Annotated in this window: 23 protein-coding genes and 1 pseudogene; 18 read left to right on the top strand and 6 right to left on the bottom strand. The window is 64.8% G+C overall.

The features are described 5' to 3' along the window. Positions 1–113 precede the first annotated feature (113 nt). The 6 genes from H0I86_RS03590 to H0I86_RS03565 all read left to right on the top strand — a co-directional run bounded on the left by H0I86_RS03590 (position 114) and on the right by H0I86_RS03565 (position 7,018). On the top strand, positions 114–1,508 hold the full coding sequence (locus H0I86_RS03590) for a uracil-xanthine permease family protein (protein ID WP_180924066.1): 1,395 nt from the start codon (positions 114–116) through the stop codon (positions 1,506–1,508). 88 nt (positions 1,509–1,596) lie between these two features. Beyond that, positions 1,597–2,259, top strand: coding sequence for a TetR/AcrR family transcriptional regulator (locus H0I86_RS03585; protein ID WP_096372998.1), 663 nt, complete (start codon positions 1,597–1,599; stop codon positions 2,257–2,259). A 12-nt stretch (positions 2,260–2,271) separates the two neighbouring features. Further along, the gene (locus H0I86_RS03580; RefSeq protein ID WP_124312746.1) at positions 2,272–2,853 is read left to right on the top strand and encodes an IMPACT family protein; all 582 of its coding nucleotides are present in this window, start codon (positions 2,272–2,274) and stop codon (positions 2,851–2,853) included. A gap of 551 nt (positions 2,854–3,404) precedes the next feature. Then, positions 3,405–4,970 carry an ABC transporter ATP-binding protein gene (locus H0I86_RS03575; RefSeq protein ID WP_180924065.1) on the top strand — a complete coding sequence of 522 codons (1,566 nt, stop codon included), beginning with the start codon at positions 3,405–3,407 and terminating at the stop codon, positions 4,968–4,970. A gap of 15 nt (positions 4,971–4,985) precedes the next feature. Next, the gene (locus H0I86_RS03570) at positions 4,986–6,092 is read left to right on the top strand and encodes an ABC transporter permease (RefSeq protein ID WP_180924064.1); all 1,107 of its coding nucleotides are present in this window, start codon (positions 4,986–4,988) and stop codon (positions 6,090–6,092) included. Continuing rightward, complete coding sequence (locus tag H0I86_RS03565; protein WP_180924063.1) at positions 6,092–7,018, top strand: ABC transporter permease; 927 nt, start codon at positions 6,092–6,094, stop codon at positions 7,016–7,018. The genes H0I86_RS03570 and H0I86_RS03565 overlap by 1 nt, the downstream gene beginning before the upstream one ends. Before the next feature lie 52 nt (positions 7,019–7,070). Here the strand turns inward: H0I86_RS03565 and H0I86_RS03560 are convergent, their stop codons facing one another. Next, complete coding sequence (locus tag H0I86_RS03560; protein ID WP_180924062.1) at positions 7,071–7,496, bottom strand: hypothetical protein; 426 nt, start codon at positions 7,494–7,496, stop codon at positions 7,071–7,073. A 121-nt stretch (positions 7,497–7,617) separates the two neighbouring features. Here H0I86_RS03560 and H0I86_RS31995 point away from each other — a divergent pair. The 3 genes and pseudogenes from H0I86_RS31995 to H0I86_RS03550 all read left to right on the top strand — a co-directional run. Continuing rightward, positions 7,618–7,692: pseudogene (locus H0I86_RS31995) on the top strand (MerR family transcriptional regulator); the annotation flags it as partial. 25 nt (positions 7,693–7,717) lie between these two features. Then, positions 7,718–8,401, top strand: coding sequence for an SDR family oxidoreductase (locus tag H0I86_RS03555; protein ID WP_009046821.1), 684 nt, complete (start codon positions 7,718–7,720; stop codon positions 8,399–8,401). Positions 8,402–8,686: 285 nt separating this feature from the next. After that, on the top strand, positions 8,687–10,045 hold the full coding sequence (locus H0I86_RS03550; RefSeq protein WP_180924061.1) for an 8-oxoguanine deaminase: 1,359 nt from the start codon (positions 8,687–8,689) through the stop codon (positions 10,043–10,045). 67 nt (positions 10,046–10,112) lie between these two features. Here the strand turns inward: H0I86_RS03550 and H0I86_RS03545 are convergent, their stop codons facing one another. Beyond that, complete coding sequence (locus H0I86_RS03545) at positions 10,113–11,204, bottom strand: calcium:cation antiporter (protein WP_180924060.1); 1,092 nt, start codon at positions 11,202–11,204, stop codon at positions 10,113–10,115. 326 nt (positions 11,205–11,530) lie between these two features. On the opposite strand from H0I86_RS03545, the gene H0I86_RS03540 reads away from it, so the two are divergent. The 3 genes from H0I86_RS03540 to H0I86_RS03530 all read left to right on the top strand — a co-directional run bounded on the left by H0I86_RS03540 (position 11,531) and on the right by H0I86_RS03530 (position 14,882). Continuing rightward, positions 11,531–12,613, top strand: a complete 1,083-nt coding sequence (locus H0I86_RS03540) for a BMP family ABC transporter substrate-binding protein (RefSeq protein WP_124354564.1) — start codon at positions 11,531–11,533, stop codon at positions 12,611–12,613. A gap of 136 nt (positions 12,614–12,749) precedes the next feature. Continuing rightward, positions 12,750–13,715, top strand: coding sequence for a 2-oxoglutarate and iron-dependent oxygenase domain-containing protein (locus tag H0I86_RS03535; RefSeq protein ID WP_180924059.1), 966 nt, complete (start codon positions 12,750–12,752; stop codon positions 13,713–13,715). Between the two features lie 213 nt (positions 13,716–13,928). Beyond that, positions 13,929–14,882: an adenosine deaminase gene (locus H0I86_RS03530; RefSeq protein ID WP_007923280.1), complete on the top strand. Its 954-nt coding sequence runs from the start codon at positions 13,929–13,931 to the stop codon at positions 14,880–14,882. A gap of 144 nt (positions 14,883–15,026) precedes the next feature. On the opposite strand, the gene H0I86_RS03525 is transcribed toward H0I86_RS03530, so the two are convergent. Together H0I86_RS03525 and vimR are read right to left on the bottom strand one after the other, a co-directional pair. Then, positions 15,027–16,403, bottom strand: coding sequence for an MFS transporter (locus H0I86_RS03525; RefSeq protein WP_038630527.1), 1,377 nt, complete (start codon positions 16,401–16,403; stop codon positions 15,027–15,029). Between the two features lie 110 nt (positions 16,404–16,513). Further along, the gene (vimR, locus tag H0I86_RS03520; protein ID WP_180924058.1) at positions 16,514–17,443 is read right to left on the bottom strand and encodes a transcription regulator VimR; all 930 of its coding nucleotides are present in this window, start codon (positions 17,441–17,443) and stop codon (positions 16,514–16,516) included. 131 nt (positions 17,444–17,574) lie between these two features. Between vimR and H0I86_RS03515 the strand changes: the two genes are divergently transcribed. The 3 genes from H0I86_RS03515 (at position 17,575) to H0I86_RS03505 (ending at position 19,241) form a co-directional block, all read left to right on the top strand. Next, positions 17,575–17,868, top strand: a complete 294-nt coding sequence (locus H0I86_RS03515) for a putative quinol monooxygenase (protein ID WP_180924057.1) — start codon at positions 17,575–17,577, stop codon at positions 17,866–17,868. Between the two features lie 32 nt (positions 17,869–17,900). Next, the gene (locus H0I86_RS03510) at positions 17,901–18,914 is read left to right on the top strand and encodes a zinc-binding alcohol dehydrogenase family protein (RefSeq protein WP_180924056.1); all 1,014 of its coding nucleotides are present in this window, start codon (positions 17,901–17,903) and stop codon (positions 18,912–18,914) included. A gap of 147 nt (positions 18,915–19,061) precedes the next feature. Then, the gene (locus H0I86_RS03505) at positions 19,062–19,241 is read left to right on the top strand and encodes a hypothetical protein (RefSeq protein WP_124319002.1); all 180 of its coding nucleotides are present in this window, start codon (positions 19,062–19,064) and stop codon (positions 19,239–19,241) included. On the opposite strand, the gene H0I86_RS03500 is transcribed toward H0I86_RS03505, so the two are convergent. Both H0I86_RS03500 and H0I86_RS03495 read right to left on the bottom strand, forming a co-directional pair. Continuing rightward, entirely contained in the window at positions 19,242–20,438 is a 1,197-nt protein-coding gene (locus tag H0I86_RS03500) for a multidrug effflux MFS transporter (protein ID WP_180924055.1), read from the bottom strand. A 107-nt stretch (positions 20,439–20,545) separates the two neighbouring features. Then, entirely contained in the window at positions 20,546–20,743 is a 198-nt protein-coding gene (locus H0I86_RS03495) for a heavy-metal-associated domain-containing protein (RefSeq protein ID WP_007923288.1), read from the bottom strand. 148 nt (positions 20,744–20,891) lie between these two features. Here H0I86_RS03495 and H0I86_RS03490 point away from each other — a divergent pair, with 148 nt between their 5' ends. The 3 genes from H0I86_RS03490 (at position 20,892) to cueR (ending at position 24,231) form a co-directional block, all read left to right on the top strand. Beyond that, on the top strand, positions 20,892–21,275 hold the full coding sequence (locus tag H0I86_RS03490; RefSeq protein ID WP_025807926.1) for a hypothetical protein: 384 nt from the start codon (positions 20,892–20,894) through the stop codon (positions 21,273–21,275). A 161-nt stretch (positions 21,276–21,436) separates the two neighbouring features. Then, on the top strand, positions 21,437–23,833 hold the full coding sequence (locus tag H0I86_RS03485) for a heavy metal translocating P-type ATPase (protein ID WP_180924054.1): 2,397 nt from the start codon (positions 21,437–21,439) through the stop codon (positions 23,831–23,833). Then, entirely contained in the window at positions 23,830–24,231 is a 402-nt protein-coding gene (gene cueR, locus H0I86_RS03480) for a Cu(I)-responsive transcriptional regulator (protein ID WP_180924053.1), read from the top strand. The genes H0I86_RS03485 and cueR overlap by 4 nt, the downstream gene beginning before the upstream one ends. The last annotated feature ends 143 nt before the right edge of the window (positions 24,232–24,374 follow it).

Raw genomic sequence — 24,374 nt, 5'->3', positions numbered from 1 at the left:
AAAGCTCAGCTTCCATTGGCCCATAACGGTAATCACCCATAATAACCTGAGCACCTGGACAGCTTTTTGCAGGACACGACGACCTTGAACCGTCAGCCCTGAGTTCCCAGTCCATGCAACCAGACACCTCCCGCCAAAGCGATCTGATCTACGGCCTCGACGATCGCCCGAAACCGCTCGCCGCGATACTCGCCGCCCTGCAGCATGTGCTGGCGAGTTTCGTCGGCATCATCACCCCGCCGCTGGTGATCGGCTCAGCCCTGGGCCTGGGCACCTACCTCCCCTACCTGATCAGCATGGCGCTGATGGTTTCCGGCGTCGGCACCTTCATCCAGGCACGCCGGCCATTCGGGATCGGCGCGGGGATGATCTGCCTGCAAGGCACCAGCTTCGCCTTCCTCGGCGCAGTGCTGTCCGCGGGTTTTCTGGTCAAGCAACGGGGCGGTAGCCCGGAAGACATCCTGGCGATGATTTTCGGCGTATGTTTTTTCGGCGCGGCGGTGCAGATCGTCCTGAGTCGCTTCATCGGCCAATTGCGCCGGGTCATCACGCCGCTGGTCACCGGCATCGTGATCACCCTGATCGGCGTCAGCTTGATCAAGGTCGGCATCACCGACCTGGGTGGCGGCTTCAATGCCGCGGATTTCGGCGCGCCGGGCAATCTGGCGCTGGGGCTGTTCGTGCTGTTGACGATCATCCTGCTGAACCGCTCGAACACGCCCTGGGTACGGCTGTCGGCGATCATCATCGGCCTGGCCCTGGGCAGCCTCGCCGCCTGGTTCAGCGGCAAGCTGGTGCCCCAGGCATTACCCGACCTGCCGCTGGTCAGCCTACCGACGCCCTTCCGCTTCGGCTTCAGCTTCGACTGGACGGCGTTCCTGCCCGTGGCGCTGATCTACCTGATCAGCACCATCGAAACCGTCGGCGACCTGACCGCCAACTGCATGCTCGCCCGCCAGCCCATCAGCGGCCCTTCTTATATAAGCCGGCTCAAGGGCGGCATCCTCGGCGACGGCGTCAGTTGCATGATCGCCGCGACCTTCAGCGCCTTCCCCAACACCACCTTCGCCCAGAACAACGGGGTGATTCAGCTGACCGGCGTGGCCAGCCGCCATGTCGGGCTGTATATCGGCCTGCTGCTGTTCTGCCTGGGCCTGTTTCCACTGATCGGCGCGGTGCTGCAACAAATCCCCAAGCCAGTGCTGGGCGGCGCGACGCTGGTGATGTTCGGCAGCGTCGCCGCGGCCGGCGTGCGCATCCTCGCCCAGGCGCCGCTGGACCGACGCAGTATGCTGATCATCGCCACCTCCTTCGGCGTCGGCCTGGGGATCGCGGCGCAACCGAACCTGCTGCATCTGTTGCCCAAGGTGGTGCAGAACCTGTTCGACTCGGCGATCACCAGCGGCGGCCTGACCACGATCCTCATGTGCCTGTTGCTGCCGGAAGACCGGGCCGCGCTGCGTAGCGCAAATCCGGCTCGCGAAAGCGACACCCTGGAACCGCTTTGAGGGTTTTCTGCCCATTAAGACTTGTCTGAGGCCTGTGGGTGCGCTATCAACGCACTGGTTGCACCCACAGAACAGCTCGGAAACGCCTATGACCCTTGAAGTCCCAGCCCACGCCGGCCCTCAAACCGCCAAGCCCGCCAGCCGTATTCGCCAGAAAAACGAAGAAGCGATCATCAAGGCCGCCGAAGACGAGTTCGCCCGTCACGGTTTCAAAGGCACCAGCATGAACACCATCGCGCAGAATGCCGGCCTGCCCAAGGCCAACCTGCACTACTACTTCACCAACAAGCTTGGGCTGTATGTCGCGGTGCTGAGCAACATCCTCGAGCTGTGGGACAGCACCTTCAACACCCTGACCGCCGACGACGATCCGGCTGAAGCGCTGAGCCGCTACATCCGCGCGAAGATGGAGTTCTCCCGGCGCCAGCCGCAGGCCTCACGGATCTTCGCCATGGAGATCATCAGCGGCGGCGAATGCCTCAGCGAATACTTCAGCCAGGACTACCGCGCCTGGTTCCAGGGGCGCGCCGCGGTGTTCCAGGCCTGGATCGATGCCGGCAAGATGGACCCGGTGGACCCGGTGCACCTGATCTTCCTGCTGTGGGGCAGCACCCAGCATTACGCTGACTTCGCCACCCAGATCTGCCGCGTCACCGGTCGCAGCAAGCTGACCAAGCAGGACATGGAAGACGCCGGCAACAACCTGATCCGCATCATCCTCAAGGGTTGCGGCCTCAAGCCTGCCTTATAAAGAACACAGCGCATGCCCTTTACCCTCGCCGGCCTTTGCGAATACCGCGAAGAAATTCGCAAAAGCCGCTTTATCGCCCTCGCCGCACCGATCAACAGCGCGGCCGAGGCCCAGGCCTTTATCGAACAGCACAGCGATCTCAACGCCTCCCACAACTGCTGGGCCTGGAAGCTCGCCGACCAATACCGCAGCAGTGACGACGGCGAGCCTGGCGGCACCGCCGGCCGGCCGATCCTCGCGGCCATCGAGGCCCAGGATTGCGATCAGGTCGCGGTGCTGGTGATTCGCTGGTACGGCGGCATTCAACTGGGCACCGGCGGCCTGGCCCGCGCCTATGGCGGCAGCGCCAACAAGTGCCTGCAAGGCGCCGAATGCATCGAACTGATCAGCCGCGTAGCCCTGCGTTGCGCCTGCAGTTTCAGTGAACTGGCACTGGTCAAGCTGCGGCTCGCCGAACTCGGCGGGCTGCTGGTCGAGGAGCAGTTCACGGCCAACGGCGTAGAACTGCAACTGGCCCTGGGCGAAAGCCAGATCGCCACCCTGCAAAGCCAGCTGGCCGACCTGAGCCGCGGGCGCATCCTCTTGCAGCGTTGAGTGCACCAATACGCACCCACGCCTGGAAATCATCCTGTGCACAACGGCCCGGTGGATAGCCGACTTGCCCACACCTGCTGTGCACCCGACTGTGGATAACCTGAGCACACTCGCCTGTAACCCTTTTGCAACGTGGCTTTGCGGCGGTTGCTCACTTTTCGTCCAATTGCTCGCCAAAAATAAATTTTTCAAGTTAAAACAGAAAGTTAGCTCGGTTTATCGCTTTTAGAAGAAAGCCACACAGTGCTTATGCCCAACCTTTGGGCTTGCACACAAATACTGTGGAGCAAGCTGTGGATAACCCGTGCAAGGCTGCGCCAGCCGCCGATACGGCAAGGCTTGCAGGAACCTGATCATTTTTCGACCAGCCTCGTTCGGGCAAACCGCAGCCTTTTCAACCACCTTGCCCTGAACTGGTGCCAAGTGCAGGCGCAGGGAACGAGCAAAGGGTGCACGAGACCGCAGTTCATCGGGGCCCCGGAAATTTCCTGACTCCCTGGCCAGGAAATTGCTTTGTCCACCGGCATAACGTTCAGCAACCCGAGTCCGTCATGCCAAACCCTGTACCCATCCCCGATACAACACCCCGCCTGCAACTGTGCAGGATCACCAAGCGTTATCCCGGTTGCCTGGCCAACGACGGGATCGACCTGAGTATCCAGCCCGGGGAGATCCATGCCCTGCTCGGTGAAAACGGCGCCGGCAAAAGCACCCTGATGAAGATCATCTACGGGGTGACCCAGGCCGACTCGGGCGAGCTGATCTGGCAGGGGCAGCATCAGCTCATGCGCAATCCGGCCCAGGCGCGCAGCCTGGGGATCGGCATGGTGTTCCAGCATTTCTCGCTGTTCGAGACCCTGACCGTGGCGCAGAACATCGCCCTGGCCATGGGCGCCGCAGCCGGCACGCCGAAGCAGCTGGAGCCGAAGATCCGCCAGGTTTCGCAGCGCTACGGCATGGCCCTGGAGCCGGAACGCCTGGTGCACAGCCTGTCCATCGGCGAGCGCCAGCGGGTGGAGATCATTCGCTGCCTGATGCAGGACATCCGCCTGCTGATCCTCGACGAACCGACCTCGGTGCTGACGCCCCAGGAGGCCGACGAACTGTTCGTCACCCTGCGCCGCCTGGCCAGCGAGGGTTGCAGCATTCTGTTCATCAGCCACAAGCTCGGCGAAGTCCGCGCCCTGTGCCACAGCGCCACGGTGCTGCGCGGCGGCCGGGTTGCCGGGCACTGCATACCCGCGCAATGCTCGGACCAGGAACTGGCGCGGCTGATGGTCGGCGAAGCCGCGGGCCTGATCACCGATTATCCGAAAGCCAAGGGCGGCGACGCCTTCCTGCAAGTCCAGAAGCTGTCATGGCCCAACCCGGACCCGTTCGGCTGCTCGCTCAAGGACATCGACCTGGACGTGCGCAGCGGGGAAATCGTCGGCATCGCCGGGGTCGCCGGCAACGGCCAGGACGAACTGCTGGCCCTGCTCAGCGGCGAACAGCGCCTTGGCCGCGCCCAAGGCGCCACCCTGCGCTTCGCCGGGCAAGCCGTCGCCCACCTGCGCCCCGACGCCCGTCGCGGGCTGGGCCTGGCGTTCGTCCCGGCCGAGCGCCTGGGCCACGGCGCCGTGCCGGAACTGAGCCTGGCCGACAACGCCCTGCTGACCGCCTTCCAGCAAGGGCTGGTGAGCAAAGGCCTGATCCAGCGCGGCAAGGTGCTGGCCCTGGCCGAAGACATCATCCGCCGCTTTGCGGTGAAAACTCCGGACAGCCAGACCGCCGCCCGCAGCCTGTCCGGCGGCAACCTGCAGAAATTCATCCTCGGCCGGGAAATCCTCCAGCGCCCCAGGCTGCTGATCGCCGCGCACCCGACCTGGGGCGTCGACGTCGGCGCCGCCGCGACTATCCACCGGGCCCTGGTGGCCCTGCGCGATGCGGGCGCGGCGATCCTGGTGATCTCCGAAGACCTCGATGAACTGTTCCAGATCAGCGATCGCCTGGCGGCCCTGTGCGGCGGTCGCCTGTCGGCGCTCAAGGCCACCGCGGACACCAGCCTGATCGAGGTCGGCGGCTGGATGGCCGGCCAGTTCGATACCCCCGTCCATTTATCTGCTCAGCCCGCGTAACGGAGCTCTTTATTTATGCTGCTTTCTCTCGAACCCCGCGGCCAGCAATCGCGCCTGATGCTCTGGTGCTCGCCGCTGCTGGCCGCGGTCCTGACCCTGGGCTGTGGCTCGCTGCTGTTCATCGCCCTGGGCCACGACCCGCTGGAAACCTTGCACACCTTGCTGATCGCCCCGATCAGCGACCTGTATGGCGTCTCCGAACTGCTGGTCAAGGCACTGCCGATCCTGCTCTGTGCCCTCGGCCTGGCCGTGGCGTATCAGGCGCGGATCTGGAACATCGGCGCCGAAGGCCAATTGCTGCTCGGCGCCCTGGCCGGCAGCGCGCTGGCGGTGAACATCATCGACCTGCAAAGCCGCTGGGCGCTGGTGCTGATCCTGCTCACCGGCACCCTGGCCGGCGCCGCCTGGGCCGGCCTCACCGCCTGGTTGCGCACACACTTCAATGCCAATGAAATCCTCACCAGCATCATGCTCAACTACATCGCCCTGAACCTGCTGCTGTACTGCGTGCACGGGCCGCTGAAAGACCCGGCCGGGTTCAACTTCCCCGAGTCGGCGATGTTCGGTGATGCCAGCCGCCTGCCCCTGCTCCTGGAAGATGGCCGGGTGCATGCCGGGGTGTATTTCGCCCTGCTGGCCCTGGTGGCGGTGTGGGTGCTGCTGCAAAAGAGCTTCGTCGGTTTCCAGATCAAGGTGCTGGGCCTGGACAAGCGCGCCGCCGGCTTCGTCGGTTTTCGCGAGAAACGCCTGATCTGGCTGGCGCTGATGATCAGCGGTGGGCTGGCCGGCCTGGCCGGGGTGTGCGAAGTCACCGGTCCCATCGGCCAACTGGTGCCCCAGGTGTCGCCCGGCTATGGCTATGCGGCGATCACCGTGGCCTTTCTCGGCCGCCTGCACCCCATCGGCATTCTGTTTTCCAGCCTGCTGATGGCGCTGCTGTACATCGGTGGCGAGAACGCGCAGATGAGCCTCAACCTGCCGCAAGCCATCACCCAGTTGTTCCAGGGCATGATGCTGTTCTTCCTGCTGGCCAGTGACGTGCTGATTCTCTATCGGCCGCGCCTGAACCTGCGTTGGGCACGTCGCGCCGCCAATCCTTCCGTACAGGCAGGAGCGCTGTGATGGATATCGATCTGTTGAGCAATATTTTCTACGCCATGATCCGCTGCGGTACGCCGCTGCTGCTGGTGGCCCTGGGCGAACTGATCTGCGAAAAGAGCGGCGTCCTCAACCTCGGCCAGGAAGGCATGATGCTGTTTGGCGCGGTGATCGGCTTTATCGTCGCCCTGAACAGCGGCAACCTGTGGCTCGGCGTACTGCTGGCGATGCTCGCCGGCATGCTGCTGTCATCGCTGTTCGCCCTGGTGGCGCTGGTGTTCAACGCCAATCAGGTGGCCACCGGCCTGGCCCTGACCATCTTTGGTGTCGGGCTGTCGAGTTTCGTCGGCGCCAGCTGGGTCGGTAAACCCCTGGCCGGATTCGAGCCCATGGCGATTCCGCTGCTGAGCGAAATCCCGCTGATCGGACGCATGCTGTTTGCCCAGGACCTGCTGGTCTACCTGTCCTTTGTCCTGTTCGCCCTGGTGGCCTGGGTGATCCTGAAAAGCCGGGTCGGCCTGATCATCCAGGCGGTCGGCGAAAACCCCGACGCGGCCAGCGCCATGGGCCTGCCGGTGCTGCGGGTACGCACCCTGGCGGTGCTGTTCGGCGGCGCCATGGCCGGCCTGGCCGGGGCTTACCTGTCCCTGGCCTACACACCGATGTGGGCGGAAAACATGAGCGCCGGTCGCGGCTGGATCGCCCTGGCGCTGGTGGTGTTCGCCAGCTGGCGAGTGTGGCGCCTGCTGCTCGGCGCCTACCTGTTCGGCCTCGCCAGCATCCTGCATCTGGTGGCGCAGGGCCTGGGCTTGGCGATTCCCTCGAACCTGCTGGCGATGCTGCCGTATGCCGCGACCATCCTGGTGCTGGTGCTGCTGTCCCGGGATGCGCTGCGCACCCGCCTGTATGCGCCGGTGTCGCTGGGACAGCCGTGGCAGGCGGGGCGTTAGGCAGCGTCCATACGGACGCTGTCGCGGGCAATCGAGCGTCGACCGGCCGCGCCTACAGAGACTGATGGCTTGCGATGGGCTCCCGCTCACCCACCGGCCATAACTGCGCCACCGCCCAGGCCAGCTCGAAAAACAGGATCACGCCGATCAAGGCCGTGCCGCCGTGGGCCAGGGCGTAGATCTGCCAGGTGGAGAACAGCAGCCGGCCGACGGCGTCGTAGCGTCCGAAGGCCAGCTGCGGATCGCGGATGCGCAGCACCGACCACACGCAGACAATCGAGCCCATCAGGTTGACCATCAGCATATGCATGGGCGCGAACGGCGGCAGTTCGCCGGGCAGGCCGAAGGCCTGGCTCCACTGCTGCATCAGACCGTGCAGGGCGAGAAAGCTCCAGGGGGTGACAAAGGCGGCGGTGACGATCAGGTCGTACCAACCGCTGGCCCGCACCAATTGACGGTATTGCGCTGTGCTCCACATAAAGGATCGCTCCGGATATTCAAGGAGCACACAGGCTAAAGCCTGGAGTATGCTCCAGGGTCAAGCCTTTCCGAGACTCCAGCATGCGCATCGGTGAACTTGCCCAGGCCTGCGCCGTCAACGCATCAGCGAACTGGGCGAGCTGCGCCAGGAGCTGCAACAACGGCTCGGCCAGCGTTGTCCATTAAATCCATGATCTTCACTCATCAAGGAATCCACGCATGTCTACGCCAAAAACCGCACTGATCATCGGCGCCTCCAGAGGCTTGGGCCTGGGCCTGGTGCAACGCCTGCTGGACGCTGGCTGGCAGGTCACCGCCACCGTGCGCAATCCGCAGAAAGCCGAGGCGCTCAAGGCCCTGGGGCCGGTCCGCATCGAGCAGTTGGACATGGACGACCAGCAAGCGGTGATCGCCCTGAACCAGAAGCTCAAAGGCGAAGTGTTCGACCTGCTGTTCGTCAACGCCGGGGTCAAGGGGCCGGACGACCAGACGCCGGGCAAGGCGACCCTGGCGGAAGTCGGCCAACTGTTCTTCACCAACGCCGTGGCGCCGATCAACCTGGCCCAGCGTTTCGCCCCGCAGATCCGCCCGGACAGCGGCGTGCTGGCGTTCATGAGTTCGGTGTTGGGCAGCGTGACCATGCCCGACGCGCCGGAGCTGGCGCTGTACAAGGCCAGCAAGGCAGCGCTGAATTCCATGACCAACAGCTTCGTGACCCAGCTCGAGCAGAAGCTCACCGTGCTGTCGCTGCACCCGGGCTGGGTGAAGACCGACATGGGCGGCGAAGGCGCGGACATCGACGTCGAGACCAGCACCCGCGGCCTGATCGAGCAGATCAATGCCTATACCGGCAAGGGCGGGCACCATTTCGTCAACTACAAGGGCGAAACCATTCCCTGGTAAGCCTGCACCTGTAGCCGCTGCCGGAGGCTGCGACAAGGCGCGAAGAGCCTTCCAGCGACCGACATCGCAGCGTCCACTTCGGGGTCGAGCGCAGCCTTCGGCAGCGGCTACAGGACGTCATCGCGGGCAAGCCTCGCGCCTACGGAAGACCAGCTTGCCGGCGATAGACCGCAACGCGCGCTCGCCGTAAACTGCACCCCGCGTCGATCCTGACGCCCCTGGATCAGCAGACAGGGCAACACTGAGCTGGCTAACCTGAACCCACTTTCAGAGGAGCCGGCCACCATGCCTGCGACCCGTACCTGGTTAAAAAATCCCCTCGCCATTTTCACTGGCAATGCCCTCGACGCCCGTGGCGGCCTGGTGCTGCAAGACGGCCTGATCGTCGAAGTGCTCGGCGCCGGCCAGCAACCCGCCCAGCCCTGTGGACAGATCTTCGATGCCCGCGAGCACGTGCTGCTGCCAGGGCTGATCAACACCCATCATCACTTCTATCAGACCCTGACCCGCGCCTGGGCGCCGGTGGTCAACCAGCCGCTGTTTCCCTGGCTGAAAACCCTGTACCCGGTCTGGGCCCGGCTGACCCCGGAGAAACTCGCCCTGGCCAGTAAAGTGGCGCTGGCCGAACTGCTGCTGTCCGGCTGCACCACCGCCGCCGACCACCACTACCTGTTCCCCGAGGGCCTGGAAAACGCCATCGACGTGCAGGTGGCCTGCGTGCGCGAACTGGGCATGCGCGCCATGCTGACCCGCGGTTCCATGAGCCTCGGCGAAGCGGATGGCGGCCTGCCACCGCAACAGACCGTGCAGCAGGGCGAGGTGATTCTCGCCGACAGTCAGCGGCTGATCGCCGAGTACCACCAACGCGGCGCCGGCGCGCAGATCCAGATCGCCCTGGCGCCCTGCTCGCCGTTCTCGGTAACCCCAGAGATCATGGCGGCCAGCGCCGAGCTGGCGGAGAAACTCGACGTGCGCCTGCACACCCACCTGGCGGAAACCCTCGACGAGGAAGACTTCTGCCTGCAACGTTTCGGCCTGCGCACCGTGGATTACCTGGACAGCGTCGGCTGGCTCGGCCCACGAACCTGGCTGGCCCACGGCATCCATTTCAACCCGGATGAAATCGCCCGCCTCGGCGCCGCCGGGACCGGCATCTGCCACTGCCCGAGCTCCAACATGCGCCTGGCCTCGGGCATCTGCCCGACCCTGGAGCTGACCGACGCCGGCGTGCCCGTCGGCCTGGGCGTGGATGGCTCGGCCTCGAACGACGCCTCCAACATGATTCTCGAAACCCGCCAGACCCTGTACCTGCAGCGCCTGCGTTATGGCGCCGAGAAAATCACCCCGGAATTGGTGCTGGGCTGGGCCACCCAGGGTTCGGCACAGTTGCTGGGGCGCAGCGATATCGGCGAGCTGGCCGTGGGCAAGCAGGCCGACCTGGCGCTGTTCAAGCTCGATGAGCTGCGCTTCTCCGGCAGCCATGATCCGTTGTCGGCATTGCTGTTGTGTGGCGCGGATCGGGCGGACCGGGTGATGATCGGCGGGCAGTGGCGGGTGATCGATGGGCAGGTCGAAGGGTTGGACCTGAAGGGGTTGATTGCCGATCACCGCCAGGCGGCCCGGCAGTTGATTAGCGGCACCTGACCGGACGCATTCGCGGGCAAGCCGCGCTCCACGCATCGGTAGGATACGAGGCTTGCCCGCGAAGCTTTTACAGCCCCAGCAACGACAACATGATAAAGGTCGCGAACAGCACAAAGTGGGTCATGCCTTCGATGGCATTGGTCTCACCGTCATTGAGGTTGATCGCACTGACGATCAGGGTGATGAAGATCATCACCGTCTGCACCGGGGTCATCGCCATCTGGAACGGCTGGCCGGTATAGAGCGCCATGGCCTCCATCACCGGCACCGTCAGGATCACCGTCGACAACGACGCGCCCAACGCAATGTTGACCACCGATTGCATGCGATTGGCTAACGCCGCGCGCAGGGCCGTGAGAATCTCCGGCGCCGCGGAAATCGCCGCCACCAGGATCGCCGTGATCACCGGCGGCGCGCCCGTGCCTTCCAGCCCCAGGTCGAGGGTCTTGGACATCACCTCCGCCAACGCGCCGATCAGCACCACGCCGAACACCAGGGTGGCGATGGAAAACGCCAGGCTGACAGGCGCTGGCTGATCTTCCGTCGGTTCTTTCTTGCGGCGTTTTTCCGGGTAGCTGTAGCTGAAGAAGTAGCTGTGGGCGCCGACCTGCATGCGCAGGAACAGGGTGTACAACAGCACCATCGCGCCAATGGTGAAGGCCGAGTAGAGCTTCCATTTCGCTTCGGGGATGAACTCCGGCACCACCATCGACACGCCCATGGCGGTGAGGATCATCACGCTGTAGGAGCGCGCCGAGTCGTCGTTGTAGGCCTGCTCGCCATGCTTGATCCCGCCCATCAGCGCGGCCAGGCCGAGGATGCCGTTGATGTCGAGCATCACCGCCGAATAGATGGTGTCGCGCACCAGGGTCGGCGAGGCCTCGTTGCTCATCATGATCGCCAGGATCACCACCTCCACCAGGACCGCGGCGAGGGTCAGGATCATGGTGCCGTAGGGGTCGCCAACCTTCTCCGCCAGCAGCTCGGCGTGATGGGCGACGCGCATCGACGCGGCGACGATGAAACCGATCAGCACCAGCCCGGAGACCAGCGCCACGCCCTGGCCGCCGTTGAGCAGCGCATGCTCCAACGGATAGGCAACCAGCGCCGCGAGCAGCGCCAGCAACAGAAAACCTTCTTGCTTGAGTGAAGTGAGCATTGCAGTCCTTTGACCGGATGAATCGAGCAGAAAGAGATGAGCTAAAGACTGCATGGAGTCACTAACGTTTCGTTACACCTTAGTGCACCAGTCAATGGCGTTGATGGGCGTGGGTGCACCGGTATGAGTCTGCACTGATCCGTCGGGCGTCTTCGCGGCAAGCCTCGCGCCTGCAGGAGCATGCGGCTTGCGTAGGAGCGAGGCTTGCCCGCGAAGGCTTCATCCTGGCCTCGAAGATTTTGTTGTCCTGTTGGTCAGCTATTTGCATTGAGCCATTCAAGCCTTAGAGCCCAGCCTCGCCCCACAACAAAATGGAGTCCGGATTCATGCATAAACGTCCGTTGCAAAAACTGCTGTGCGCCCTCACCGCGGCCATCGGCCTGAGCGTCTCGCTGGGTGCCAGCGCCGCCGAGCCGCTGAAGGTCGGCTTCGTCTATATCGGCCCGATCGGCGACCACGGCTGGACCTATCAGCATGAACAGGGACGCAAGGCGCTGGTGGAAAAGTTCGGCGACCGGATCAAGACCAACTACGTGGAGAACGTCGCCGAAGGCGCCGACGCCGAGCGGGTAATCCGCAACATGGCCAAGGACCAGTACGACCTGATCTTCACCACCTCCTTCGGCTACATGAACCCGACCCTGAAAGTCGCCAGGCAATTCCCCAAGACCACCTTCGAACACGCCACCGGCTACAAGCAGGACAAGAACCTCGGCACCTACCTGGCCCGCACCTATGAAGGTCGCTACGTCGGCGGCTTCCTCGCGGCGAAGATGACCAAGAGCAAGAAAGTCGGCTACATCGCCTCCTTCCCGATCCCGGAAGTGATCCGCGACATCAATGCCATCCAGCTGGCCCTGAACAAGTACAACCCGGGCACCGAGATCAAGGTGGTGTGGGTCAACTCCTGGTTCGACCCGGGCAAGGAAGCCGACGCCGCCAACGCCCTGATCGACCAGGGCGCCGACGTGATCTTCCAGCACACCGACAGCCCGGCGCCGATCCAGGCCGCCGAACGCCGTGGCGTGTATGCCGTGGGCTACGCCTCGGACATGGCCCACTTCGGGCCCAAAGCAGTGCTGACCTCCATCGTCAACAACTGGGGCCCGCATTACATCCAGGCCACCCAGGGCGTGCTCGACCACAGCTGGAAATCCCAGGACTACTGGGGCGGCCTGAAGGAAGGCACGGTCGAACTGCCGATCAGCGACCTGGTGCCGGCCGATGTCAAGCGTGAGGCCGAGCAGATCATCGCCGACATCAAGAGCGGCGCCTTCCACCCGTTCACCGGGCCGATCAAGGATCAGGCCGGTGTGGAAAAACTTGCCACCGGGGTCAGCGCCAGCAATGCAGAGCTCGCGTCGATGAACTATTACGTGGAAGGCATGAAGGCCGACATTCCGAAATGACTCGTCGGTAGCCGCTGCCGCAGGTTGCGCCAAGGTCCGAAGGACCATTGCTCGATCTCCAGAGCACGCCCCCTCCGGGGTCGATCGCAGCCTGCGGCAGCGGCTACAGGGCCGTGAGTAACTTGAGAGCATTTATATGAACCAGCTTCCAATCATCGACATCAGCCCGCTCTACGGCGACGACGCCCACGGCTGGAACAGGGTCGCCCAGCAGATCGACCGCGCCTGCCGCGAGTGGGGCTTCTTCTATATCAAGGGCCACCCGATCAGCTCCGCGCGCATCGGCCAGTTGCTCGACGCCGCCCGGCAGTTCTTCGCCCTGCCGGCCGCCGAGAAACTCAAGATCGATATCACCCAGACCCGCCACCATCGCGGCTACGGTGCGATCGCCACCGAGCAGCTGGACCCGGACAAACCCAGCGACCTCAAGGAGACCTTCGACATGGGCCTGCACCTGCCGGCCGAGCATCCCGAGGTACTCGCGGAAAAACCGCTGCGCGGCAGCAACCGGCACCCGGATATCGCCGGCTGGGAAACCCTGATGGAGCAGCACTACCTGGACATGCAGGCCCTGGCCCAGACCCTGCTGCGGGCCATGACCCTGGCCCTGGGCATCGAGCGCGACTTTTTCGACCGCCGCTTCAAGGAGCCGGTCAGCGTCCTGCGCCTGATCCATTACCCGCCGCGGCACACCGCCAGCAGCGACGAGCAGCAAGGCGCCGGCGCCCACACCGACTACGGCTGCATCACCCTGCTCTACCAGGACAGCGCCGGCGGCCTGCAGGTGCGCAACGTCCAGGGCCAGTGGATCGACGCCCCGCCCATCGCGGGCACCTTCGTGGTCAACCTCGGCGACATGATGGCGCGCTGGAGCAACGACCGTTACCTGTCGACGCCGCACCGGGTGATCAGCCCGCTGGGGGTGGACCGCTACTCGATGCCGTTCTTCGCCGAGCCCCATCCGGATACGCGCATCGAATGCCTGCCCGGCTGCCAGGATGCCGGGCATCCGCCGAAGTACCCGGTCACCACCTGCGCCGAGTTCCTCTTGTCGCGGTTCGCCGATACCTATGCCTATCGCCGGGAACTGCAAGCGTCCTGATCGGCCGGTTGGTCAGGTTTTGCCGAATCGTCCGCGTGCGCCTGTAGAATGCCTGCCCTTATGGACGCGACTGGAACCTGACGCGCCCGCGCAGCCCTGGGGAAATCCGGGGCCGGCGCCTGTCATCGCACCTTGCGGTCGGCTTTTCGCCGCAGGATGATGGAGCGCAACACGTTCACGCAGCGCTCGACTGCACCTGATGAGATCACACCCATGTACGACTGGCTGAACGCCTTGCCCAAGGCCGAACTGCACCTGCACCTCGAAGGTTCCCTGGAACCCGAGCTGCTGTTCGCCCTGGCCGAACGCAACAAGATCGCCCTGCCCTGGAGCGATGTGGAAACCCTGCGCAAGGCTTATGCCTTCAACAACCTGCAAGAGTTCCTCGACCTGTACTATCAGGGCGCGGACGTACTGCGCACCTCCCAGGATTTCTACGACCTGACCTGGGCCTACCTGCTGCGCTGCAAAGAGCAGAACGTCATCCACACCGAACCCTTCTTCGATCCGCAGACCCACACCGATCGCGGCATCCCCTTCGAAGTGGTGCTCAACGGCATCGCCAGCGCGCTCAAGGATGGCGAGCAGCAACTGGGTATCACCAGCGGCCTGATCCTGAGCTTCCTGCGTCATCTGAGCGAAGACGAAGCGCAGAAAACCCTCGACCAGGCGCTGCCGTTCCGCGAAGCCTTTGTCGCGGTCGGCCTGGACAGTTCGGAAATGGGTCACCCGCCGAGCAAGTTCCAGCGCGTGTTCGATCGTGCCCGCAGCGAAGGTTTCCTCACCGTCGCCCACGCCGGTGAAGAAGGCCCGCCCGAGTACATCTGGGAAGCCCTCGACCTGCTGAAGATCCAGCGCATCGACCACGGCGTGCGCGCCTTCGAGGACGAGCGACTGATGCAGCGCATCATCGACGAGCAGATCCCGCTGACCGTCTGCCCGCTGTCGAACACCAAGCTCTGCGTGTTCGATCACATGTCGCAGCACAACATCCTCGAGATGCTCGAGCGTGGGGTGAAGGTCACTGTGAACTCCGATGACCCGGCCTACTTCGGCGGCTACGTCACCGAGAACTTCCACGCCCTGTACACCCACCTGGGCATGACCCAGGATCAGGCCAAGCGCCTGGCGCAGAACAGCCTGGATGCACGGCTGGTCAAGCCGTAAACCCCATCGCGGGCAACCTGCCCGCGATAACCCTGTAGCCGCTGCCGCAGGCTGCGATAGACCGGAACGGTCGCAGCGATCTCAATGATGCCGGAGGTCCTGCGGACCTGACGCAGCCTGCGGCAGCGGCTATACATCAGAAGCTCAGGCGCCGACTTCGCTCAACTCCTCCAGCGTCTTGCCCCGGGTCTCCATCCCGAACAGCCAGACCACCGCCGCGGCGACCGCGAAACACAGCGCGCCTAGGGCGAACACCCCACCCTGCCCGGTCATCGGGAACACCACGCCGGTCACCAAAGGCCCGAGCAGCGAACCGATACGCCCCACCGCCGAGGCGAAGCCGGAACCGGTAGCCCGCGCCGAGGTGGGATACAACTCAGGCGTATAGGTGTAGAGCACCGCCCACATGCCGAACAGGAAGAACTGCATCAACAGGCCGGAGCTGATCAACAGCGCCACGTTGCCGCCGAACACCGCGCTCTGCCCGTAGAAAAACGCCATGACCCCACCGCCCAGCAGGGTGATCACGCACACCGGCTTGCGCCCCCAGCGCTCCACCAGCCAGGCGGCCATGAGGAAGCCGGGAATCCCGCCGAGGGAAATCAGCACCGTGTAATACACCGACTGAGTCACGGCGAAACCCGACTGCTGCAACAAGGCGCTGAGCCACGAGGTCAGGCCGTAAAAACCCAGCAGGGCAAAGAACCACACACTCCAGATCATCATCGTGCGCTGGCGATAGAGCGGCGACCAGATCTCGCGCAAGGCCGAGAAGAAATGCCCCGGCACGCTTTCCACCCGCGGCAGGCGCACCGGCTCGGGCAGGTCCGCGCGCTGCAACGAGGCGCGGACCTTATCCTCGATCCGCCGCAGCACCTGGTCGGCATCGGCGTGCCGCCCGGCCTGCTCCAGCCAGCGCGGCGACTCGGGAATGAAGAAACGGATCGCCAGCACGAACACCGCCGGGATCGCCAGGACCAGGAAGATGTCGCGCCAGCCAATCAGCGGTAGCAGGAAGTACGAGAGCACGCCCGCCGCGACGAAACCCAGCGGCCAGAAGCCGTCCATCAAGGCGATATAGCGCCCGCGCCGCTTGGCCGGGATCATCTCCGACAGCATCGACTGGGCGATGGGAAACTCCATGCCCATGCCGATCCCCAGCAGCACCCGGAACAGGGTCAGGCTGTCCACCGTCTGCGCCGTGGAGCACAGGTAACTGGCGATGCCCCAGAGCACGATGCTCCACTGGAACACCGGCTTGCGTCCGAAGCGATCGGCGAGCATGCCCGACAGCGATGCGCCGACCACCATGCCGAAGAAACTCGCACTGGCCAGCAGGCCGGCCTGGGCTGTGCTCAGGCCGAACTCGGCTTTGATCGAGCCGAGCAGGAAGGTCATCATCGCCAGGTCCATGGAGTCGAAGAAAAACGCCAGGGCGATAATGATGAAAATGACTCGGTGATAACCGCTGATGGGCAAGCGTTCCAGACGCTCCGCCGCACTGTATCCCTGACTTGCCATGCCCCGTCCCCCCCGATTGAATGGTCTGCAGTTGAGTGTGCAAGATCGACGCCGCCGCTCAGTGCTGGATGCGACCTGCCCGCACCCCGCAACGACGCCGCCGGCCAGGGTCAATGATCGGTGGGGGTTGGCCTGGGGTAATGCACGGAGATTTCAGCGCAGCGCGCCTGCAACATGTCCCGCAGCAGCTTCACCGGTTTGCTCAACTGCGCCCGATGGGCGCACAACAGGTTCAGCGGTGCCCGTTCGCAGCGCAGCTCCGGCATCAGCACCTTGAGCCGCCCGGCCAGCACATCGGCCGCCACGTCGAGCCAGGACTTGTAGGCGATGCCCCGCCCCGCCACCGCCCACAGGCGCACCACATCGGCATCGTCGCTGAAACGATCGCCGCTGACCGTCAGGCCGACCTCGCGCTTGCCGTCATGGAAACTCCAGTGGTCGTGCACCCGGCTGCCGAGCATGTAAAGCAGGCAATTGTGCTGGGCCAGTTGCCCCAGTTGGCGCGGTTCGCCGTGGCGGGCCAGGTACTCGGGGGCGGCCACCAGCACCCGGCGGTTCTGCGGTGCGACCGGCAGGGCCACCAGGCTGGAGTCTTCCGGTTCGCCATAACGCAGGGCGATGTCCACCGGCTGGCGAAACAGGTCGGCGATACGGTCGCCCAGCAGCAGGCGCACCGTGAGTTTGGGGTGCTCCTGCTGGAACTGGTCGAGCCAGGGCAACAACAGGTTGCGGCCGAAGTCCGAGGGCGCGGACAGCTGGAGAACGCCGCTGACCTGATCCTGCCCGCTGGCCAGCAGGCGCCGCCCTTCCTCCAGGTTGCTCAGGGCCGCGCGGGCGTATTCGAGAAACCCTTCACCCTCGGCGGTCAGGCGCAGGCTACGGGTCGAACGCGCCAGCAGCCGGGCGCCGAGCTGCTGCTCGATGCGCTTGAGGGCGGCGCTGGCCACCGCCGCCGACAGGTCCATGACCCGCGCCGCGGCGGACAGGCTGCCGAGGTCGGCGGCGCGCACGAACAATTGCAGGTCATCGAATCGCAGCATCTGGCTCACCGGGCATTATCAAAAAAATATTGAAAGAGACTGCTGTTTTAGCCGGTTTTATCTTCGCGGGAAATGGCCAATGATCTGCGCACTCTCACACCAGCCTGTCATACCCGCTGAAGGACACCGCCATGTCGCAAGCCTTTACCGCCATCGCCACCCTTGTCGCGAAGAGCGGCCAGCAAGCCCTGCTCCAACGCGAACTCACCGCCCTGGTGCAACCGAGCCGTGAAGAAGCCGGCTGCCAGTACTACAACCTGCACCAGGACGCCGAAGACCCAGGCACCTTTTATGTACTGGAGCGCTGGGACGACGAAGCGGCCCTGGAGTTTCACAACGCCACGGCGCACTTCCAGCACTTTCTCAACCAGACCCGCGAGGCGATCGAGCACTTCGAGCTCAAGCGCCTGCTGCTGATCCTCTGACCCAACCTTCATCTTCATCAGGAAAACTCACCATGAAAGCCATCGCCTACTACGCCTCCCTGCCAATCGACGATCCTTTGTCCCTGCAAGACATCGAACTGCCGGAACCGGTCGCCGGCCCACGCGACCTGCTGGTGGAAGTCAAAGCCATCTCGGTCAACCCGGTGGACACCAAGGTTCGCCAGAACGTCCAGCCTGAAGGCGGCGCCGCCAAGGTGCTGGGCTGGGACGTGGCCGGGGTGGTCAAGGCGGTGGGCAGCGACGTCAGCCTGTTCAAGGCCGGCGACAAGGTGTTCTACGCCAGCTCGATCGCCCGCGCCGGCGGCAACAGCGAACTGCACGTAGTGGACGAGCGCATCGTCGGCCATATGCCCAAGAGCCTGGGTTTCGCCGAAGCCGCCGCCCTGCCGCTGACCGCGATCACCGCCTGGGAACTGCTGTTCGAGCGCCTGCAGATCGCCGAAGGCCAGGCCGATCGGCAGCAGAGCCTGTTGATCGTCGGCGCGGCCGGCGGCGTGGGTTCGATCCTCACCCAACTGGCCAGCCAGCTCACCGGCCTCAAGGTCATAGGCACCGCCTCACGCGCAGAAACCCAGGGTTGGGTACGCGAGCTGGGCGCCGACCTGGTGATCGACCACAGCCAGCCGCTGAGCCAGGAGCTGAAGAAAGCCGGCCAGGCCAGCGTCACCCATGTCGCCAGCCTGACCCAGACCGATGCGCACCTGGACGAGTTGGTCGAGGCGCTCGCGCCCCAGGGCCGGCTGGCGCTGATCGACGATCCGAAAACCCTCGACGTGACCAAGCTCAAGCGCAAGAGCCTGTCGCTGCACTGGGAGTTCATGTACACCCGTTCGCTGTTCGAGACCGCGGACATGCAGGAGCAGCACAAGCTGCTCAATCGCGTCGCCGAGCTGATCGACGCCGGCACCCTGAAGACCACCCTCGGCGAGCACTTCGGCACGATCAACGCGGCCAACCTGCGGCGCGCTCACGCCTTGCTGGAAAGCGGCAAGGCCAAGGGCAAGATCGTGCTGGAAGGGTTCTGAGGCAGGGAGCGGACGGCAGTCCTGCCGGCTCCGGAAAGGGGCAGGATGCCGTCAGTCCGAGAGTTGATCCTTGTCATACTTGTGACCGTATTCGGGTCTACACTGGGGGCCCTTGCAGTGCAAATCTTTTACCCGAGGAGGTCAGCAATGAAGATCCTGATAAAAGAATTGGCAAAATCCAAAGGCTCCCAATGGCAGGTTCAACTCGACCAACATGCGGTGACCTTCCGCAGCGAGGCCGAAGCCCGAGCCTTCGCCAATACGCTGGAAACGCGTCTGCACGCTCCCCATCAATTCCCCGAAAGCCAACAGCGCGCCGCCGGCTGATTACAGCTGGGCGGCTTGCAGCGCCCTGGCGTTCTGCAATTTCCGGGTGACCATCGCCAGCGTCACCACCAGAATCCCACACAGGCTGATGACCGTCGCCATCGGCACGGCGCTGCCGTCGTGCAGCACACCCACCAGCGCCGCGGCGCCGGCCGCCACGCTGAACTGCAGGCAGCCGAGCATCGCCGAGGCACTGCCGGCCCGTACACCCTGACCGTTCATGGCGCAGGCCGAGGCATTGGGAAGGATGCAACCCAGGCTGGCGATGCAAATGAACAGCGGCACCAGCAGCGGCCAGAGTTGTGCCGGATGCAGCGAACTGACGGCGAGCAGCGCCAGGCCACCCACCAGGTAGATCCACACCGTGCGCGCCAGCAGGAACGCCGGGCCGTGCTTGGCCAGCAACCGTGCATTGATCTGCGCCACCAGGATGAAGCCGCCGGCGTTGATCCCGAAGAACCAGCCGAAGTGCTCGGCCGGCACGCCGTAGAGCTTGATGAAGACGAAAGGCGAACCGGCGATGTAGGCAAACATCCCGGCGATGGCGATGCCCCCGGTCAGGGCATGGCCGAGAAACACCCGGTCAGCCAGCAACCGACCGTACTGGCGCAAGGCGCCGGACAAGGGTTGGCGCGGCACATGGGCCGGCAGGCTTTCCGGCAAGCCCAGCGCCACCGCCAGACCGGCCAGGGCGCTGAACAGGGTCAGCATGATGAAGATCGACTGCCAGCCGTAGAGATTCACCAGCAGGCCGCCGAGCATCGGCGCCAGGATCGGCGCCAAACCCATGACCAGCATCAGTTGGGAAAACACCTTGGCCGAACCCACCGCGTCGCACTTGTCGCTGACCACCGCCCGGGAAATCACCATGCCCGCGCAACCGCCCAGTGCCTGGACGAAGCGCGCACCGATCAGCCATTCCAGGTTCGGTGCGTAGGCACAGGCCAGGGACGCCAGGGTGAACAGCCCCACCCCGGCCAGCAACGGGATGCGCCGGCCAAAGCGGTCGGCCACGGGGCCGTAGGCCAGCTGGCCGATGGACAGGCCGAGAAAGTAGGCCGCCAAGGTCAGCTGAACGTGTTTTTCATCGGTGCCAAAGGCCAGCGCCATCGCCGGGAACGCCGGCAGATAGAAGTCGATGGCCAGAGGACCGAAGGCGCTCAGGGCGCCGAGAATCAGGATTGTGCGAAGGTTCATCAGGCATCCAGGTGCGGGTCGGTCGGCAGCTCGACAGTCTATCCGCGCTTGGAGGCCTTGAACATTCCGATAGGTCGCTAACTATTAAAAAGACCGATTAAATCCGCTCAGGCCAGCTTGACCGCATACCCTTCTTCGCTGATCAGGCTGATCACCTCGTCGGCGGACAAGCGGCTTTCCACACCCACTTCCCTGGCCCCGAGATCGACCTTGACGCTGGCCGCCGGGTCCTTGCTCTGCACCGCCTGAGTGATGGCCCGGACGCAGTGACCGCAGGACATACCTTCGACATTGAACACTTGCATGACGCTTCTCCTGTAGTGAGGGTTGTCGCCAGTCTCGACCTTGCCATCATGGCAAGGTCAAGTTCCGGATGCATCTGCCGGGCTGGCAATCGGCGACGCGCTCGGCCAAGCTTCACCCCTCAACGACACGACACTAGGAGATTCAGCCATGCGCTGGTCGGTTATCAGCCTGTTCAGCCTCCTCGGCCTGATCGCGGCCACCCCTTCGGTCAATGCCGCCGGCGAGGACTACGGCGTCCTGATCATTTCCCGGGAACGGCTGGAAGTCGCCACGTCCTGCGAAATCGGCCTGTACATCCAGGACCAGTTGGCGGGTCGGCTGTTCCAGGAACAAGCCACATCCTTCAACTTGCCGCCGGGCAAAGTCTCGCTGCGCCTGAAACTGCTGCCGGGGCAGATGCCGGGCTGCAACCCGGGCATGCTCGCGCCAGGCTCCCAGGACATCAGCCTGAAGGCCGGCGACGTGCTGAAGTTCCGCATCGCCATGAGCCCGTCGGGCCTGCACCTCCAGCGCACCGGCCTGGGATACTGAGGCCCCGGGTCGTCGCCTGCGCCCTGTCCCTCCCGGAACCGGCACGGGCGACGATCCTGGCGTACCCCGAGACAGATTGAAGCACCCCGCACCATGGCGCTTGACCTTGCCAGCATGGCAAGGTTGATCCTGTAGACCACCGTTTACAGGGAGTGTCAGTGATGTCCGAATCAACCACTTTTGACCTGCCGATTGCCGGCATGACCTGCGCCAGCTGCGCTGGGCGCGTGGAGCGTGCCTTGAGCAAGGTCGCCGGCGCCGTGGCCGTGAGCGTCAACCTCGCCACCGAACAGGCCCGCGTCCAGGCGCCCAGCGACAGCCTGCCGGCGCTGATGGCCGCGGTGCAGGATGCCGGCTACAGCGTGCCGGCCCACAGCCTGGAACTGAATATCGGCGGCATGACCTGCGCCCCCTGCGTCGGCCGTGTGGAACGCGCGCTGAGCAAGGTGGCCGGGGTCACCCGGGTCAGCGTCAACCTGGCCAACGAACGCGCGCACGTCGATCTGCTGGGCCAGGTCGATAGCGCCAGCCTGATCGCCGCCGTCGACAAGGCCGGCTACTCCGCCACCCTGTGGCAGGCCGAACGCCCCGAACGCGACGATCAGCAGCAACGCCTGCAGCGCGAACGCTGGTCCCTGGTGCTGGCGATCCTGCTGGCCCTGCCGCTGGTGCTGCCCATGGTGGTACAACCCTTTGGCCTGCACTGGATGCTGCCGGCCTGGGCGCAGTTCGTCCTGGCCACGCCGGTGCAATTCATCTTCGGTGCGCGTTTTTATGTCGCCGCCTGGAAAGCCGTGCGCGCCGGTGCCGGCAACATGGACCTGCTGGTGGCCCTGGGCACCAGCGCCGGTTACGGCTTGAGCCTGTACCAGTGGGCCATCACCCCCGCCGGCAGCATGCCGCACCTGTACTTCGAGGCCTCGGCCGTGGTGATCGCCCTGGTGCTGCTGGGCAAGTACCTGGAAAGCCGCGCCAAGCGCCAGACCGCCAGCGCCATCCGCGCCCTCGAAGCCTTGCGCCCGGAGCGGGCGATCCTGGTCGTCGATGGCCGTGAGCGGGACGTGGCGATCAGCGCCCTGCGCCTGAACGACCTGGTGCTGGTCAAGCCTGGCGAGCGCTTCCCGGTGGACGGCGAAGTGGTCGAAGGCCAGAGCCATGCCGACGAAGCCCTGATCAGCGGCGAAAGCCTGCCAGTACCGAAACAGCCCGGCGACCCGGTCACCGGCGGCGCCATCAACGGCGAAGGCCGGCTGCTGGTGCGGACCCTGGCCCTCGGCGCGGAAACCGTGCTGGCGCGCATCATCCGCCTGGTGGAAGACGCCCAGGCCGGCAAGGCACCGATCCAGAAGCTGGTGGACAGGGTCAGCCAGGTGTTCGTGCCGGCGGTACTGGTGCTGGCCCTGGCGACGCTGATCGGCTGGTGGCTGTATGGCGCGCCGCTGGAAACCGCGCTGATCAATGCGGTCGCGGTGCTGGTCATTGCCTGTCCCTGCGCGCTGGGGCTGGCCACGCCGACCGCGATCATGGCCGGTACCGGCGTCGCCGCCCGCCACGGGATCCTGATCAAGGACGCCGAAGCCCTGGAGCGTGCCCATGAAGTCAGCACCGTGGTCTTCGACAAGACGGGTACCCTGACTTCCGGCACGCCACGCATCGCTCACCTGGATGCGGTCGATGGCGACGAAGACCGCCTGCTGCAACTGGCCGGCGCCCTGCAACGCGGCAGCGAGCATCCGCTGGCCAAGGCCGTTCTCGACCTGTGCGCCGAGCGCCAGCTGGCGGTGGCCGACGTCAGCGCCAGCCAGTCCCTGACCGGCCGCGGCATCGCCGGCACCCTGGACGGCCGTCAGCTGGCCCTGGGCAATCGGCGCCTGCTGGAAGAAAGCGGCCTGCAGGCCGGCGACCTGGCAGCCTCGGCCCAGGCCTGGGAAAGCGAAGGCCGCACCCTGTCCTGGCTGATCGAACAGCAGCCGCAACCCCATGTACTGGGCCTGTTCGCCTTCGGCGACACCCTCAAGCCCGGCGCCCTGCAAGCGGTACGACAACTGGGCGCACGCCATATCGGCAGCCACCTGCTGACCGGCGACAATCGCGGCAGCGCCAAGGTAGTCGCCGAGGCCCTGGGCATTACCAACGTGCATGCCGAAGTGCTGCCGGCCGACAAGGCCGCCACGGTCGCCGAACTGAAAAAGACTGGCGTGGTGGCGATGGTCGGCGACGGTATCAACGACGCTCCGGCCCTGGCCGCCGCCGACATCGGCATCGCCATGGGCGGCGGTACCGATGTGGCGATGCACGCGGCAGGGATCACCCTGATGCGTGGCGACCCGCGCCTGGTGCCGGCGGCCCTGGAGATCAGCCGCAAGACCTACGCGAAGATCCGCCAGAACCTGTTCTGGGCCTTCGTCTACAACCTGATCGGCATTCCGCTGGCAGCGTTCGGCCTGCTCAACCCGGTGCTGGCCGGGGCGGCCATGGCGCTGTCCAGCGTCAGCGTGGTGAGCAATGCGCTACTGTTGAAAACCTGGCAACCCAAAGACCTGGAGGACGCCCGATGAACATCGGCCAAGCAGCCCGCAAGAGCGGCCTGAGCGCCAAGATGATCCGCTACTACGAGTCCATCGGCCTGCTCAGGCCGGCCCATCGCAGCGACAGCGGCTACCGCCTGTACGGTGACGACGACCTGCACAACCTGGCCTTTATCAAGCGCTCGCGGGACCTGGGGTTTTCCCTGGAGGAAGTGGGCAAGCTGCTGACCCTGTGGCAGGACCGCCAGCGCGCCAGCGCCGATGTCAAAGCCCTGGCCCGCCAGCACATCGACGAGCTCAACCGGAAAATCGCCGAGCTGGCCGGGCTGCGCGACACCCTGCAGGACCTGGTGCGGCACTGCCATGGCGACCATCGCCCGGATTGTCCGATTCTCAAGGACCTGGCTTCGGGCGGGTGCTGCGCGTGATGTAGCCGCTGCCGCAGGCTGCGATAAGGGCCAAAGGCCCTTCTGGCGGCTTCAAGAGCAGCGCTCTGCTTCGCAGTCGATCGCAGCCTGCGGCAGCGGCTACGTGATTCACGGGCACAAAAAAATCCGGCCTCGGCCGGATT

The organism is Pseudomonas chlororaphis subsp. aurantiaca, assembly GCF_013466605.1.
Classification (GTDB): domain Bacteria; phylum Pseudomonadota; class Gammaproteobacteria; order Pseudomonadales; family Pseudomonadaceae; genus Aquipseudomonas; species Aquipseudomonas chlororaphis_I.
Note: the sequence above shows the minus strand (reverse complement) of the source record. Positions and strands in the feature narration are given on the sequence as shown.

Bases quoted from the DNA above. Each gene is read 5' to 3' on its own strand.
- H0I86_RS03590 (WP_180924066.1), top strand. From the start codon at position 114: ATGCAACCAGACACCTCCCGCCAAAGCGATCTGATCTACGGCCTCGAC.
- H0I86_RS03585 (WP_096372998.1), top strand. From the start codon at position 1,597: ATGACCCTTGAAGTCCCAGCCCACGCCGGCCCTCAAACCGCCAAGCCC.
- H0I86_RS03580 (WP_124312746.1), top strand. From the start codon at position 2,272: ATGCCCTTTACCCTCGCCGGCCTTTGCGAATACCGCGAAGAAATTCGC.
- H0I86_RS03575 (WP_180924065.1), top strand. From the start codon at position 3,405: ATGCCAAACCCTGTACCCATCCCCGATACAACACCCCGCCTGCAACTG.
- H0I86_RS03570 (WP_180924064.1), top strand. From the start codon at position 4,986: ATGCTGCTTTCTCTCGAACCCCGCGGCCAGCAATCGCGCCTGATGCTC.
- H0I86_RS03565 (WP_180924063.1), top strand. From the start codon at position 6,092: ATGGATATCGATCTGTTGAGCAATATTTTCTACGCCATGATCCGCTGC.
- H0I86_RS03560 (WP_180924062.1), bottom strand. From the start codon at position 7,496: ATGTGGAGCACAGCGCAATACCGTCAATTGGTGCGGGCCAGCGGTTGG.
- H0I86_RS03555 (WP_009046821.1), top strand. From the start codon at position 7,718: ATGTCTACGCCAAAAACCGCACTGATCATCGGCGCCTCCAGAGGCTTG.
- H0I86_RS03550 (WP_180924061.1), top strand. From the start codon at position 8,687: ATGCCTGCGACCCGTACCTGGTTAAAAAATCCCCTCGCCATTTTCACT.
- H0I86_RS03545 (WP_180924060.1), bottom strand. From the start codon at position 11,204: ATGCTCACTTCACTCAAGCAAGAAGGTTTTCTGTTGCTGGCGCTGCTC.
- H0I86_RS03540 (WP_124354564.1), top strand. From the start codon at position 11,531: ATGCATAAACGTCCGTTGCAAAAACTGCTGTGCGCCCTCACCGCGGCC.
- H0I86_RS03535 (WP_180924059.1), top strand. From the start codon at position 12,750: ATGAACCAGCTTCCAATCATCGACATCAGCCCGCTCTACGGCGACGAC.
- H0I86_RS03530 (WP_007923280.1), top strand. From the start codon at position 13,929: ATGTACGACTGGCTGAACGCCTTGCCCAAGGCCGAACTGCACCTGCAC.
- H0I86_RS03525 (WP_038630527.1), bottom strand. From the start codon at position 16,403: ATGGCAAGTCAGGGATACAGTGCGGCGGAGCGTCTGGAACGCTTGCCC.
- vimR (WP_180924058.1), bottom strand. From the start codon at position 17,443: ATGCTGCGATTCGATGACCTGCAATTGTTCGTGCGCGCCGCCGACCTC.
- H0I86_RS03515 (WP_180924057.1), top strand. From the start codon at position 17,575: ATGTCGCAAGCCTTTACCGCCATCGCCACCCTTGTCGCGAAGAGCGGC.
- H0I86_RS03510 (WP_180924056.1), top strand. From the start codon at position 17,901: ATGAAAGCCATCGCCTACTACGCCTCCCTGCCAATCGACGATCCTTTG.
- H0I86_RS03505 (WP_124319002.1), top strand. From the start codon at position 19,062: ATGAAGATCCTGATAAAAGAATTGGCAAAATCCAAAGGCTCCCAATGG.
- H0I86_RS03500 (WP_180924055.1), bottom strand. From the start codon at position 20,438: ATGAACCTTCGCACAATCCTGATTCTCGGCGCCCTGAGCGCCTTCGGT.
- H0I86_RS03495 (WP_007923288.1), bottom strand. From the start codon at position 20,743: ATGCAAGTGTTCAATGTCGAAGGTATGTCCTGCGGTCACTGCGTCCGG.
- H0I86_RS03490 (WP_025807926.1), top strand. From the start codon at position 20,892: ATGCGCTGGTCGGTTATCAGCCTGTTCAGCCTCCTCGGCCTGATCGCG.
- H0I86_RS03485 (WP_180924054.1), top strand. From the start codon at position 21,437: ATGTCCGAATCAACCACTTTTGACCTGCCGATTGCCGGCATGACCTGC.
- cueR (WP_180924053.1), top strand. From the start codon at position 23,830: ATGAACATCGGCCAAGCAGCCCGCAAGAGCGGCCTGAGCGCCAAGATG.